The organism is Calothrix sp. NIES-2100 (genome assembly GCF_963875285.1).
Lineage (GTDB): Bacteria > Cyanobacteriota > Cyanobacteriia > Cyanobacteriales > Nostocaceae > Aulosira.
In genome coordinates this window covers 1,752,577-1,765,013 of sequence record NZ_CAWNLA010000001.1, presented here as the reverse complement: position 1 = coordinate 1,765,013, position 12,437 = coordinate 1,752,577, and the positions used below count along the sequence as shown (strand labels likewise).

The 12,437-nt window shown below is 43.3% G+C and carries 17 protein-coding genes; 8 read left to right on the top strand and 9 right to left on the bottom strand.

The genetic code is table 11. The features are described 5' to 3' along the window. Positions 1-184: 184 nt before the first annotated feature. Complete coding sequence (locus AACU32_RS07400; protein ID WP_096598999.1) at positions 185-1,375, top strand: M20 family metallopeptidase; 1,191 nt, start codon at positions 185-187, stop codon at positions 1,373-1,375. Between the two features lie 359 nt (positions 1,376-1,734). On the opposite strand, the gene AACU32_RS07395 is transcribed toward AACU32_RS07400, so the two are convergent. The 9 genes from AACU32_RS07395 to AACU32_RS07355 all read right to left on the bottom strand — a co-directional run bounded on the left by AACU32_RS07395 (position 1,735) and on the right by AACU32_RS07355 (position 7,202). Continuing rightward, complete coding sequence (locus AACU32_RS07395) at positions 1,735-1,905, bottom strand: hypothetical protein (RefSeq protein ID WP_339377629.1); 171 nt, start codon at positions 1,903-1,905, stop codon at positions 1,735-1,737. A gap of 286 nt (positions 1,906-2,191) precedes the next feature. After that, entirely contained in the window at positions 2,192-2,641 is a 450-nt protein-coding gene (locus AACU32_RS07390) for a hypothetical protein (protein ID WP_339377628.1), read from the bottom strand. Positions 2,642-2,647: 6 nt separating this feature from the next. After that, positions 2,648-3,826: a site-specific integrase gene (locus AACU32_RS07385; RefSeq protein ID WP_096598998.1), complete on the bottom strand. Its 1,179-nt coding sequence runs from the start codon at positions 3,824-3,826 to the stop codon at positions 2,648-2,650. 486 nt (positions 3,827-4,312) lie between these two features. Next, positions 4,313-5,506 (bottom strand): hypothetical protein, encoded by a 1,194-nt coding sequence (locus AACU32_RS07380; protein WP_096598997.1) that lies wholly within the window; start codon positions 5,504-5,506, stop codon positions 4,313-4,315. 34 nt (positions 5,507-5,540) lie between these two features. After that, positions 5,541-5,735, bottom strand: coding sequence for a hypothetical protein (locus AACU32_RS07375; protein ID WP_096598996.1), 195 nt, complete (start codon positions 5,733-5,735; stop codon positions 5,541-5,543). Continuing rightward, entirely contained in the window at positions 5,732-6,103 is a 372-nt protein-coding gene (locus AACU32_RS07370; protein WP_096598995.1) for a hypothetical protein, read from the bottom strand. The genes AACU32_RS07375 and AACU32_RS07370 overlap by 4 nt, the downstream gene beginning before the upstream one ends. Before the next feature lie 138 nt (positions 6,104-6,241). Next, positions 6,242-6,403, bottom strand: a complete 162-nt coding sequence (locus tag AACU32_RS07365; RefSeq protein WP_339377627.1) for a hypothetical protein — start codon at positions 6,401-6,403, stop codon at positions 6,242-6,244. 110 nt (positions 6,404-6,513) lie between these two features. Continuing rightward, the gene (locus tag AACU32_RS07360; RefSeq protein ID WP_096598994.1) at positions 6,514-6,879 is read right to left on the bottom strand and encodes a hypothetical protein; all 366 of its coding nucleotides are present in this window, start codon (positions 6,877-6,879) and stop codon (positions 6,514-6,516) included. 101 nt (positions 6,880-6,980) lie between these two features. Then, positions 6,981-7,202: a hypothetical protein gene (locus AACU32_RS07355; protein ID WP_096598993.1), complete on the bottom strand. Its 222-nt coding sequence runs from the start codon at positions 7,200-7,202 to the stop codon at positions 6,981-6,983. Between the two features lie 300 nt (positions 7,203-7,502). Here AACU32_RS07355 and AACU32_RS40660 point away from each other — a divergent pair, with 300 nt between their 5' ends. From AACU32_RS40660 to AACU32_RS07325, 7 genes are all read left to right on the top strand, one after another. Next, positions 7,503-7,706 (top strand): ribbon-helix-helix domain-containing protein, encoded by a 204-nt coding sequence (locus AACU32_RS40660; protein ID WP_096598992.1) that lies wholly within the window; start codon positions 7,503-7,505, stop codon positions 7,704-7,706. 213 nt (positions 7,707-7,919) lie between these two features. Then, positions 7,920-8,243, top strand: a complete 324-nt coding sequence (locus tag AACU32_RS07345) for a hypothetical protein (protein WP_339377625.1) — start codon at positions 7,920-7,922, stop codon at positions 8,241-8,243. A 3-nt stretch (positions 8,244-8,246) separates the two neighbouring features. Then, positions 8,247-8,405, top strand: a complete 159-nt coding sequence (locus tag AACU32_RS07340) for a hypothetical protein (protein ID WP_339377624.1) — start codon at positions 8,247-8,249, stop codon at positions 8,403-8,405. Between the two features lie 484 nt (positions 8,406-8,889). Beyond that, positions 8,890-11,508 carry a VapE domain-containing protein gene (locus tag AACU32_RS07335; protein ID WP_096598989.1) on the top strand — a complete coding sequence of 873 codons (2,619 nt, stop codon included), beginning with the start codon at positions 8,890-8,892 and terminating at the stop codon, positions 11,506-11,508. Continuing rightward, complete coding sequence (locus AACU32_RS40655) at positions 11,465-11,638, top strand: transposase (RefSeq protein WP_445223167.1); 174 nt, start codon at positions 11,465-11,467, stop codon at positions 11,636-11,638. The genes AACU32_RS07335 and AACU32_RS40655 overlap by 44 nt, the downstream gene beginning before the upstream one ends. 26 nt (positions 11,639-11,664) lie before the next feature. Continuing rightward, positions 11,665-11,994, top strand: a complete 330-nt coding sequence (locus tag AACU32_RS07330) for a hypothetical protein (RefSeq protein WP_096598988.1) — start codon at positions 11,665-11,667, stop codon at positions 11,992-11,994. Continuing rightward, positions 11,994-12,434, top strand: a complete 441-nt coding sequence (locus AACU32_RS07325; RefSeq protein ID WP_096598987.1) for a hypothetical protein — start codon at positions 11,994-11,996, stop codon at positions 12,432-12,434. The genes AACU32_RS07330 and AACU32_RS07325 overlap by 1 nt, the downstream gene beginning before the upstream one ends. Positions 12,435-12,437: the final 3 nt, after the last annotated feature.

Here is a 12,437-nt window from a genome sequence, read left to right as displayed (position 1 = left end):
GGCGGGGTCTAGCGGGCTTTGAGGTTTTTAGGCTGCTCTTAGCAGGCTTTGGATCGATAGCGTCCAAGCTATCGATTTGGCGGGCGTTTCCGAAAATTAGCGAAGCTATTGGGATAGTACAGTAGTTAACGATTTGTTAACGCTTCTTTATCATGGAAACTAACCTGTCAACTGCGATCAATTCATGCTTAACCAGATCAAAGACTTAGCCACAAAGCTAGCACCTCGTCTGATTGAAATCCGTCGCCACATCCACGCGCACCCAGAACTCAGCGGTCAGGAATACCAAACAGCTGCTTTTGTTGCAGGTGTGTTGTCTTCTAGCGGTCTTCAGGTGCAGGAAGGTGTTGGCAAAACAGGTGTGATTGGCGAACTGCGCGTTAATAGTAGCGATCAGCGTTTATTGGCAATTCGCACCGATATGGACGCTTTACCAATTCAAGAACGCACTGGCTTAGAATACACATCTCGCGCCGACAATGTGATGCACGCTTGCGGTCATGATGTCCACACCACAGTCGGGTTAGGAACAGCAATGGTACTATCCCAAATGGCAGAAGAGTTAGGTGGTAAAGTCCGGTTTTTATTTCAGCCAGCAGAGGAAATTGCCCAAGGCGCAAGTTGGATGGTAGCAGACGGGGCGATGAAAGATGTCTCGGCTATATTGGGCGTGCATGTTTTTCCTTCCATCCCCGCCGGTTCGATTGGCGTGCGTTATGGCGCATTGACAGCAGCAGCCGATGATTTAGAGATTTTGATTATTGGCGAATCTGGACATGGCGCACGTCCCCATGAAGCAATTGATGCTATTTGGATTGCGTCGCAAGTAATTTCTGCTCTACAGCAAGCAATTAGCCGGACACAAAATCCCCTACGTCCTGTAGTATTAACCATAGGGCAAATTAACGGTGGCAGAGCGCCGAATGTGATTGCCGATAAAGTGCGGTTGTTGGGAACAGTGCGATCGCTCCATCCCGAAACCCGCGCCCAACTCCCCAACTGGATTGAAAAAATTGTCGCTAGTGTTTGCCATTCCTATGGTGCTAGTTATCAAGTCAATTATCACCAAGGTGTACCTAGCGTCCAAAATGATTATGCCCTGACACAATTGTTACAATCAACCGCAGAAGAAGCTTGGAATAGCGATCGCGTCCAAGTCTTACCCGAACCCTCCCTGGGCGCAGAAGATTTTTCTGTTTATTTAGATCACGCCCCTGGTTCTATGTTTCGCTTGGGTGTAGGCTACAAAGAAAGAATTATTAATCACCCATTACACCACCCCGAATTTGAAGTTGATGAAACTGCCATTATCACTGGTGTTATAACTATGGGTTATGCTGCGTATAAGTACTGGCAAACTTCTCCAGCCCAGTAAAATCAAGACTTTGCTACTGCCAAAGCGTAGTAGCAATTTAGTAGCGTAACAGGATGAGTATTTATTCTCATCCTTCTAAAGTATTGAGGATTCACTCTAATAAGTTGTGGGGGATTATGAAATATACCTTCTGCTTTCTGAAGTCCTGTAAGGTGTAGCACCAACCACACTGTACTGATTCAGGAAAGTAAGATTCATCTTCCCGGCAATATTTTCCACAGGTACAGCAAAATCTGTCTTTTGCGGCGTTGCTGTTGTTTAGATCCATTGGTTGATTTTCGTAGGAAGTCACAGACAAGTTAGAGACAACTTGGAGACATTTCAAAACCCCTGCACCCAGGTATAGGAGTTTTAGATCGTTATTGAAGATCCCAGAACTCTTGACTTTGATAGTTTTTAGCTTCTGCGTAAGCGATGCACTCTTCGTAACTCCCGGAAAACTCTACATTATCTTTTTCCGTGGGATTTTTTATCACGTCGTAAATCACGGTAGAAGCCTCTACCGAGTACCACCAAGCAACATAGTACATACTTACCTTACTCCGATCGCTCTTGATAACTCTCTAATAGGGCAGTTTTACTGCGGCTATATCGGGATTAACTAATGACAATTTCATCTGTTTTAAAAATCAAGCTCTTTCACTGGATAATAACCGACCGATTTACCACACCAACAGCAAATTTTTCTTTTCATAATCTGGGGTTTGTTTTATCAACCTAAAAAGTCCGGAAAGGGGGTAAGCTGTGATTTCCATAACTAATGTCAGATTTCACTCTCGCGCGTAAACTTTTTAAATCACGTTTGTTGAACGCCTACTACTGCTCAAACCAGTTTAAGTTAGGACTTGCCCCGTGTTTTCGTCGGTCAGCCTCAGAACAAGCTTTGCTATAAACCTCATCCCAACCACGAAGAAAATCTTTTTCATGAGATTCTAAATCCCCATACGGTACAGCCATTTCTCGTTCTAAAGCTTGTAATAATTCTTCAAAAGTCTGAAAATATCGAGGTTCGATTGAGATTGCTTCAAAGAAACTCAACCAATTATTTTTAAATTCTTGACGCAATAGTTGCAATGCTTCAACATTCATCTTCAAAGATGGAGTCAGTGACAATTTCGCCATTTTTAACTCTTCAATAAATGCCTCAATATGTTGTTGTGCTTTTTTGTATTCAGGTGCTTGCTCCTCTAGCTGCAACGATGCCAAGTAGCGAGCGCAAACTTGTTGATAATCCTCAGCGTAGCTGGATGCTTGAGCGAATTTCATATGTTTTTAAAAATCAGGACATTCAGAATCGACAATATCGGGGTGGCAGTAAAATTTTAAGACCGTCGTCACCTCATCCCCAATCCACAGAGCTACACGATCCGGGGTGATACCACTGGTGATCGCCCAAGTGGCGAAAGTGTGGCGACAAGCATAGGGCTTGAGATATGGGCATTTACCCTCAGCCGCGAGCGATCGCACTACACCTGGGTAAAATTTCGCTTCCCGCCCGCTGTAACCATTCCAGAAATTCTGAAGGATATCAGTAGAGAGTGGGCGGCCAGTTGATGAGCGAAAAATTAGTTCACTCGGTCGGTAAAACTCCGGCGGGGGTTTTATATCGAGTAGAAGTTGCTGAACTTTTGACCCCTCAGTTGTGGGAAATGTCCGGCGCTTACCGTTTTTGGTTCCTTTCTTCACTCCGTAAAGGTTGCAGGATTTGTTAATTTCTATCCGGGTGCAATTTTCGCGAATATCTCCCCAGGTCAAAGCGAAAGTTTCACCCAGTCTTGCCCCCGTCCAAAATAGAAATTTAACTAGGGGTGCGTAGTGAGCATAAAGCCTGTGACTTTCAAAAGTTTCAATAATTAAATCGCGTTGCTCTAGGGTGAATGCTCTATGGTCTTCAGTTGTAGAGCGTTTTTTCGGCTTTTTAATTTTGAGTTTTTCAAAAGGGTTATCGGCTATCAGCCCGCTAGCAATTCCCCAGTCGCAACACTCGCTAAATCTCACGAGTAAAGTCCAAGTCATGTAGTGAGTAGTATTTTTTAAAAACCAGTCCCTAATTTGTGGGGCATTTTCTAGCTTCGTCGTTGGCAGTTTGCTTATATAGCGCTGGGTAGCCCGGTAATTGGCTCTAATTGTCGTTTGTTCGAGAATAGCTTTTTTATACTCTGTAAAACGCTCCCAAAGTTCGGCTAAATCGTATTGGTATCGATTTTTGACATCAATTGAGCGTGGGGCTGTTATGTGGGTAGTAAATTGATATTTCGCAAGAGTGCCATCAAAAATACCAAGTTTGATATCGCTGGCGATTAAATCACGCCTGCTTATAACTAGTTCGCGACTGGCCGCAGTATCAGTTAAACCGGTGGCAATAAAAAATTGCTTGGGATGATTTTTGATTTTAAATCGAAGAATGAGTTTGCCCGTTCGCTTATCCGTTGCTATCCACTTGTCGCCCATTAGCTTAAGTAGGAATAATTGCAGTTTAGACAGGTAGAATTGCTCATAAATCTAGTAAAATCTTCTCCATTGGATTTTGTAAAACTCAGTTCTTACGCGGGTTTTCTCTAATTGTCCAGAGAAAACCCGCTTTTTGATGCGGTTAGAATTGTCACAATCCTTATAGTGTTAAGACAACGGCGATCGCTTTTTAGGTAGATGAGGCGATCGCTTTTTTTGGCGAAATTTCATGTTTTTATCCCCCCCCCCTAAAAAGTGTCTACAGATTCTAAAACGCTTGCGTAGCAACGGTTTAAGCCGTCTACAGGCGCATTTTTCCGGGCGAAAAATTGTAGACGCTGTAGACGGACTATTGACCGTTGAGAGTTGACCGTTACTCAGCTACTGCAAAATGAAAATATTTTAGAGTAGCTGAGTAACTGAGCTAAAAAGCAGTGCTGATAAGGTGTAGACGTGCTGTAGGCAAGCTGTAGACAATATTGTGAGTTATTGTGTCCACTTCCAGCCCAAGCGATCGCCGGTTCCCTCAACTGCTCCAAGCGAGCGATCTGCTAGGGAAGCAAAGATAATTCTGATGTCATCTGGTGTCATCCTGTCGAATAGTCGGCTTGCTTGCAGCAGTATGCGGGCTTTTAAAATCTCCCCCGGATGAGATTTTCCCCAATCAACAATGAATTGCTCATATTCGTTAAGGTCGATTTTTGGGGGTGTTTCTTCATCAGTAGCTGGAAGTAATGCATCGGGAGTTATGCCCCAGTTACTTAGATCCAATTCGCAAGGAAAATCATCAACCATGAACCGCTTTTTACCTCCAGCTTTTAACCACTGCTCAAGCTTGGGGTCTTTGAGCCTACGGGCTTGCTCATAGGCGAATTGACCTAACCGCACTAAGCAGAAGCAGCTGTAAAGAGTATCTTTATCACCTGCTAGACCGAAGTTTTCAGCCGTGTCATTTTGGGCGATCGCTAAGATGAATTGCTTATATCGCCGCCCGCGCTTGGCGTGTTTCTTCAGCCAAACTGGGGCGTTATCGCACTCATCCACCAGTATGGGGAATTCTTCGGCGATCAGAAAACGCTCACGACCGACTAGTACTTTATCCCCCTTGTCTCCCCGAAGCTCTACTAATTCCGCAAGTTGCTGGAGGTCATTCCCCATGCCCTCATGGATGGCAGCGAAATTACCTTTACGCCCGATGACGTTCTCCTGGGGAATCCATGACCAGTCATCTGGTTTAGCGTCACTGTCATACACTACAACCTGTCCACCAATTTTAGATGAAAGGTATTGTGTGAAAGTACTTTTACCATCCCCAGTCCCCCCAATCAAAGCAACGTGTTTTTGCTTTTGTTGAATATAGTTAACCGGATCGGTAATTAAATTTTCAGGTTGCCAATTGACATCGATACTGCCAACAGTGACAGCTAACTGTGCTGTGGGTAAAGTTTTCGCCTTTACCCAAACAGCGAAGTTATGCTTTGATGCTATTTCGATATCTCCTAGAGAGTCCCCCAGTTGTTTGGCAGATTTTCTCAGATTTATTCCGCCAATTAATGCAGCTGTAGCACCAGTTAAAAGCCAGGGCTTTACAGCTTTCTGGTTTAAATCAACTGCGGCCGCTAACGCAAAAATTGCACTGCCAAGACATAAATAAGATGCTATTTTGGCACGATCTCGCATTAGTAAGTACAAATGTACCTGGGACGGGTGTAACTCACTCATTTTCACCCCCTACCACGTATTCTTTTGCCTTCCGAACTAGAGAAATCTGCTCTTCTGTTGCCTTAAGAAGTGATGCATCTGGGTAGTGTCGGCTGAGAATGGTAGCCGCTTCTGCTGCTAGCTGTTCAGGACACCAGTGATCGGTCAGCACATCGTAAATGGCTTGTTTAATTTGTTCCCGACTCATGACCCTATCCCAATACCAATAGCGACTAAGGACAATCTAAAAAACATGATTGACCTGATTTCCGGGATATAACGTAATATCTGTACTAAAAACAGCGCATGTATAAGGATGAAGATCCAGCCAATTACCCGAATAAAGTTAGGCAATGGGGTAAACAAAGCAAAACTGGTTATCAATGCGGTAATGGTGATCGTCCCCAAACTGTCAAAAGCCAAATCAGCCGGATTATCAGGTGGCGATAAAATCTCTAGCCAGTGTTGCCGAAATTTTTCCAGTCCTGAAGCTTGAGGGGCATGGGGAATAGGGGTGAAGTTACCCGAACTATGTGGAACTTCAACAACTATTTTTTGTGAATCATCTGTTGTCATTGTTAATTTTACAGGTTGAGGAGTTCATGATTTCAATTGAAGCTTTGAGAGAAAGGGATGCTAGGGGAAGGATGAGGAATAGAAAGAGAATTGCGGCCATTGCTTCCCCTAGTCCGGTGGTGAATTTGTCCTGAGACATTATGTTGACGGCTGAGAATTGGCGGGCTGATCGCTCCAGTCCATGAGCCTGGCAAAGTCGTAAATCGTGACTTGGGGTTCTGGCTGAGTTTCCGTTACTTCCGGCTCAAGTTGGTTTGAGGTTAAGCCGATCGCGTCTTGAGTCTCAGCTTCTAGATTCATAACTACTCGTCATCCCCCAGATCGAGTAAAGTTGGTTGTCCATCTGGTAAAATCCTTGTGTACTCTGATGTACTAGGCGATCTGCGTTCCGTGCAGAAACACGATCGCCTTTAAAAATCTGTTTTACTAGCTGTAATCGAGTTAAAACTGGTAACTAGCCAAACTTGCCAAGAGTTACGCATAGTCGGTTTAATTTCGATCGGTCTTCCGGTATCTAAATTGATGGCCCTTCCGTCGTTGAGCTTTACATGTAAGTTTTTCCCGGTCTTTGAGCGAGAAAATAACTGACCGGGTTCGACAACTGACCAACTTAATGGAGATTTACCGACAATATAGTCAGCGCTATGACTATCAAAACCCTCAGCAAGTGGATCTTGAGATAGATCCTTCCATTGCCTAGGTCTACCTTTTCTTGGACTAGTGTGAGGTTTACTTCCATTAGAAGTTGAAGTATTCGTCACTTGTTGTTCATTCATAAATAAGCGATAGTTGACTTTTACTGAACAAATGACAAGCAGAAGAATAAGGCTGAAGTCCTTAATAGGGTAGGACTTTAGCCTTTTTTGTGCCCGTCATATCAGGCGATCGCTCCTGGCGCGGTAAATTCCTTTGAGTAGGGAATTCTTTGTTTCCCATCCCGACAAATTGATAATGCTTGACGTACACCTTGTAAGGAATCACCAAGCGTAATATCTGGGCTGTAGCAGTCAGCTTCCAGTAGTTTCAGGTATTCTGGTGAGTCGGTCACATTCTCTAGTAGCGTCTCAATAGCTTGCAGTTGGTCAATTAGTTCTTGCATAAATCCCCAAGTTTTTTGATGGTCAGTTGACTGTTACCCCTAGCAGGTCGTTGCTATTTGGCTCAATGCCTTGCAGGCTGCTATCTCTGCATGGTTTAGGGAGTTGAGAATTAGGTATATCTACTACTCAGCACTAGCAGATCGTTGATTGCCTCAATGGCGACAGGCTGCTATTTCTGTCTGTTTTGTGTGAGTATTTATTTATTGCCCATGTGATAACGAAATGTTAGCATTGCATGGGGAATAATTGCAATCTTCACACGGGTAAAATAGGGGTAGTTTACATGGGCAAACAATTACATGGGACGCAAAACCAAGACGGCAGCTCACGGCATGAAGAAAAAAGACGTAACAGTAACACTCACTCCGGAAGGGGTGGAACTATTGGATTCAAAAGCGAGTATTCTGGGCATCAGTCGGAGCGAGCTGATCGAACGAATAGCACGGGGACAAGTCACTTCAATTTCCGAAGTGGAACGGATGGGGGAGTTGTTGATCAACTGATCGACGAGTACCGCGAGCAGGTTGAACTAAAGAAATGTGCTATTAAGAATCTCCAAGTTGAGATAAAACAGCTTGAAGACCGTATTCAAGACTTTGAACAAGTTCGAGAACAATTAACTGAAGCTTCAAACAAGTAAGCAGTCCTTCATCTGATGGGCTGCTTTTTCATGGGTGCATTCTACCCAATGCCCAATGCCCAATGCCCAATGACCAATGACCAAACCAATACCTATGAGAACCTACAGCCATTCACCACAAGATCCTGATTACTTGCTACCGCAAATCGATCATTGCCTTGATACCTTCGGCGAACATTTAAGCGCCCTAGACTTTGCCATTGAATGTCTGGAGGATTTAAAAAAAGAAATTGCCGAAGGCACTAATGACGCACAGACAACTGATGCTTATTTGTATGGTGCTTTGTCTCGGCTCAAAGACGCAAAAAAATATTTATCTCAAGACATTTCAACCATCAAGCGTAAATTATCTGATTTCCTTGATCAGCGATGCGATCGCCCAATGCCCAATAACCAATAACCTATGACTCATAACCCACTCAAAGATCCATGCCCAAAATGCGGTTCCTTTAACACCATGAGCAAGCCGCTGACATTATTTAGCTTGATATGCCGCACATGTGGTCACGACTGGTTGCCTGAGCAAAGATGGGAACCAAAAAGCGATCGCACTAATAAGTAAATCCCCAATGCCCAATCACCAATAAACAATGACTAAACCACTTACCTCCATAGAAAAAGCCACTAACTACGCTGAAATTCAGATGGCTTATTTCGTTGAATACCTGACGTTATAAAAAATAAATGCTTAAAGAAATTGAAAAATGCTGGTTATGGGCTGCAATACATCACAAAGATTTTTCTAAATGCAGCCTCAAAATGTACAAACCACCTATCAGTATTCGTAGCAGTTTCTTATCTCCATACAGTCAAACCCTAGCGACTGTATGCATAGATTTGATATTCCCTGAACTGATGCTAGACATACCCTATAACATCATTGAAGCTTACGAGAATGAGATGAAGAGGATAGGGGTAACGGTAAATATCCGGTGCATTATTGATGACATACCTTTTTAACTACCTGTAGCCATGAATACGTTTAACCAAGCACAAAAAAATAGACAGCAAGGGCCGTCCACTAACATAAAAAGGATTAATTCAAAATGATAAATACGATTCAACCTAATAACAATTATACCGCAAACATTCCCGAAGATATCAGCCTAAAGCACTGGAACGAATGGAAATCTAGCGCGGTTGCTGACCACATAATAACCAGCAATTGCAAGACGATTAATGATGCAAGAGAAATAGATAAAATCTTGAATCGTAATGTTAAACGTCGCCGAAAACATTCAGATCATCTGGTTCCAGCGTGGTGTGTTTCCGGCATTGACCCATTAACAGGTGAGAACACTTTAGAAGGCGTACAAGTAAAGCCAGATACAGCCCAATTTGATAAAAACGGCAAAATTCAAAAGTATCTGGGTGCTACTGGCGGTAGTGCAGCCCCACTATTTTTAAATACGGGCACAGAGGGCTACTGGCAAAACATATTAAAAGATAAATCTATCCCCATAATTATCACTGAGGGGGCTAAGAAAGCAGGTGCAGGTTTGAGTTTGAGCATTCCTACAATTAGCATTCCTGGGGTTAGTACCTGTAGGAAATACGGTAGATTGCATTACTGGCTAGACTCTTTTGCAGGTTTTGGTCGTACTTTCTATCTCTGTTTTGATGCGGATGTTATTGAAAAAAGACCTGTCCAAAACGCTTTAATATCGTTGGCGCGTGACTTGTCTGCGACTGGTTCTAAGGTCATGATCATCGTTCTCCCATCCCTGGATTTAAAGGGGATGGATGATTTTATCTCTGCCAAAGGGGCTGAAGAATTTAAAAAATTAATTGACGATGCACTCACGATTGAGGAATGGCGAAAAGATTTAGAAGAAAAGCGCAAATCCCAAGAGTTTGAATTTGAGGACGAAAATAAAAAATCTAAAATCTATCGTGCTTATAAAATTATCAAGCAAGGCTGGGGGGAATCTATCCGGCTTAATCGGCTAAAAAAATACATTGAATTGGAAGATTCCCGATTAGATTTAGACCTCTTGAAGCTCTATATAGCACTGGAATTTGACATAGATATTTCCAAAGAAGACGCTCACTCTATCGTTATGGCGATAGCCAAAGCTAATGCTTACTCCCCAGTAGTCGAGTACCTTGACTCCTTGTCCTCCAGGTTCCCCAATCCAGATTTATCAATTTTAGATAATTTGGCTTTTAAATATTTTGGGACTCCAGATCCACTACATAATACTTACCTGAAAAAAGCACTCATAGCATCTGTCGCTCGAGCCAGACAGCCAGGATGTAAAGTTGATGATTCCTGTATTCTTGTTGGCGCTCAAGGATTAATGAAAAGTACCTTCTGGAAGGAGCTATTTGGTTCTGACTGGTTTACCGATGAACTCAGCGACAGCAACGAAAAAGACGAGTTGATGAAGCTGCACCAGTTCTGGGGGCTAGAGATTCCCGAAGTAGAGCATATATATAAGAGAAAAGACGTTGGCTCAATGAAAAAATTCATGAGCAGTAGTGTTGACGCTTTTCGTACACCTTACGACCGGGAAATAAAAGAACACCCCCGCAGCTGTGTACTAGTCGGGACTTCTAACGAAACAGAATTACTACACGACCCCACAGGAAATAGAAGATTTTGGATTGTTCCCGTTTCTCAAGCTATCCCCATAGACGAATTGATTCGCGATCGCGATCTGATTTGGGCGGCCGCTAATCATCTTTACCAAGCCGGGCATCAGTGGTGGTTAACTCATGCTGAAGCTGCCCAGCAATCAGAAGCGAATAAGAATTACCAATCATCAGATCCTTGGGAAGAAATAATCATTCCATTTATACAGGGCAAGGAAGAAGGCGTGACAACTCATGAGATTTTGTTTACAGCTTTGGGCGTTGAAACTGGTCGCCAAGACAAGCTAGCGGAAAGGCGCGTATCTTCCGTCATGCGTCAGGAAGGATGGGAACAAAGGCGAAAGTGGGTTAACGGTCGTGCGCTACGTCAATGGTTCAGAAAATTTTCAAATTTCAATGGATCATCTGGATCATCTGGATCAACCCAGTCACAGCAAGTCTTTGAAGGTGATCCAGATATTTTTCCACATCTGGATCATCTGGATCAGTATCCGCAAAATTACGACAGTAGCACAAGCAACAACCCGATCCCTGATCCAGATACATCAAAATATCTGGATCATCTAGAACCCAGTCACAGCAAGCGTGATCCAGATGATCCAGATATTCCGGATATTTTCCAAACTTTTCTAGAAAATAAAAATAGCAATAGCGATCGCGAGACTGAACCCACCCGAAAAGAAATAAATTGCCCCCGAACCGGATTACCCCTACCTAATCCTTTTTGGGGTGGAAGAAATAAATCAGTCGTTTTCACTCCGCTCCGTTATCAAGCTGACAATAAAACTAGGTGGCAGATATCTGTTGGCGGGAAAAATATGGAAGTAGCGATCGCGGCACGAGGAAAAGATGATGCTATCGCCCAGTTAGAAAAACACGCTGAGGCGTTTATCACCAAACTTTGCGAGCAGTGGCGGCCGGAAGTGAATAAGTCAGCACTCCTCGACGGGGACTTGGTGCAAGTTGTCGGCTTTACATCAAACCCGCGAAAATTCCAGGTAGAACATCCCACAGGCAGGTTTGAATATGTCAAACCCGATAAACTCAAAGACCCCAATGGACAAAAGTAATTTGACTTGTCCCTACTGCCAAAGTCTAAAAATTATGCGGCACGGGTTTAGTGTGCGCAAGTCTGGTGAGAAGTTACAGCGGTATTGGTGTAATGAGTGCGATCGCACTTTTACTCTTAAAAATGCATAATAGTAAAAACTTTATGCATTTTTATCATGGCAGAACCGACTTTAGTCCAAATTTTTGGCGCGAGCGCTACTCAAGATAGTACGACGTTAACTATTACTAAATCTTCTCTCACCGGGCTGACAGCAAGCGGTTCAAACTCGGCTGAGAGTTTATTGGTGGCGATTCTTTTGAAAGCTCAGGCTTATTTAACTCAAACTAATTTTGATGCTAATACTGACCAGAGTATTTATATAAGTAGTGGTTTTAGTAGCTTTACTACTCGTGGCACAAACAATGATCCTTACCGGGTAGATCAACTGACAATCAACCTAGCCAAACCTGACACCGGCTCAACTCTTGATCCGGATGATTACTAATGTCAGATCCACATCCCCAATACGGTTGTCCTGGTAGCTGGACAATCATTAGTAGCTACCAGGGAAATAATTATTCATATACATTTTCAGGATATGAACTGGACTATCCCGCTTTGCAGTGCCAGAGCGGGAAAGATTATTTAGTATCACAAGTCCGGGGAAATCTTGAACTGTGGACAAGTTCAGGCTGCAATGTTCAGCCGATTGTCTCTACTTCATTCGTCAAGGATGATCCAAATTGCGGTGTAGCAACAAAGTATGACTGTATTAATGGGGCTTGCATTCCCAGCACGACTTACAGCACCCCAGGAATTTATGCCAATTTAGAAGCTTGTGAAGTCGCTTGTGGTACTGGATGCAGCGGGGTGTGTATTTCAAATAGTGACTGGGCAAAAATCGAAGGGTTATCTAGTCAGTTAAAGAATAAAAATTGTAGTTAACAA

Coding starts and splice junctions, on each gene's coding strand:
- AACU32_RS07400 (WP_096598999.1), top strand. CDS start 185: ATGCTTAACCAGATCAAAGACTTAGCCACAAAGCTAGCACCTCGTCTG.
- AACU32_RS07395 (WP_339377629.1), bottom strand. CDS start 1,905: ATGTACTATGTTGCTTGGTGGTACTCGGTAGAGGCTTCTACCGTGATT.
- AACU32_RS07390 (WP_339377628.1), bottom strand. CDS start 2,641: ATGAAATTCGCTCAAGCATCCAGCTACGCTGAGGATTATCAACAAGTT.
- AACU32_RS07385 (WP_096598998.1), bottom strand. CDS start 3,826: ATGGGCGACAAGTGGATAGCAACGGATAAGCGAACGGGCAAACTCATT.
- AACU32_RS07380 (WP_096598997.1), bottom strand. CDS start 5,506: ATGCGAGATCGTGCCAAAATAGCATCTTATTTATGTCTTGGCAGTGCA.
- AACU32_RS07375 (WP_096598996.1), bottom strand. CDS start 5,735: ATGAGTCGGGAACAAATTAAACAAGCCATTTACGATGTGCTGACCGAT.
- AACU32_RS07370 (WP_096598995.1), bottom strand. CDS start 6,103: ATGACAACAGATGATTCACAAAAAATAGTTGTTGAAGTTCCACATAGT.
- AACU32_RS07365 (WP_339377627.1), bottom strand. CDS start 6,403: ATGAATCTAGAAGCTGAGACTCAAGACGCGATCGGCTTAACCTCAAAC.
- AACU32_RS07360 (WP_096598994.1), bottom strand. CDS start 6,879: ATGAATGAACAACAAGTGACGAATACTTCAACTTCTAATGGAAGTAAA.
- AACU32_RS07355 (WP_096598993.1), bottom strand. CDS start 7,202: ATGCAAGAACTAATTGACCAACTGCAAGCTATTGAGACGCTACTAGAG.
- AACU32_RS40660 (WP_096598992.1), top strand. CDS start 7,503: ATGGGACGCAAAACCAAGACGGCAGCTCACGGCATGAAGAAAAAAGAC.
- AACU32_RS07345 (WP_339377625.1), top strand. CDS start 7,920: ATGACCAAACCAATACCTATGAGAACCTACAGCCATTCACCACAAGAT.
- AACU32_RS07340 (WP_339377624.1), top strand. CDS start 8,247: ATGACTCATAACCCACTCAAAGATCCATGCCCAAAATGCGGTTCCTTT.
- AACU32_RS07335 (WP_096598989.1), top strand. CDS start 8,890: ATGATAAATACGATTCAACCTAATAACAATTATACCGCAAACATTCCC.
- AACU32_RS40655 (WP_445223167.1), top strand. CDS start 11,465: ATGTCAAACCCGATAAACTCAAAGACCCCAATGGACAAAAGTAATTTG.
- AACU32_RS07330 (WP_096598988.1), top strand. CDS start 11,665: ATGGCAGAACCGACTTTAGTCCAAATTTTTGGCGCGAGCGCTACTCAA.
- AACU32_RS07325 (WP_096598987.1), top strand. CDS start 11,994: ATGTCAGATCCACATCCCCAATACGGTTGTCCTGGTAGCTGGACAATC.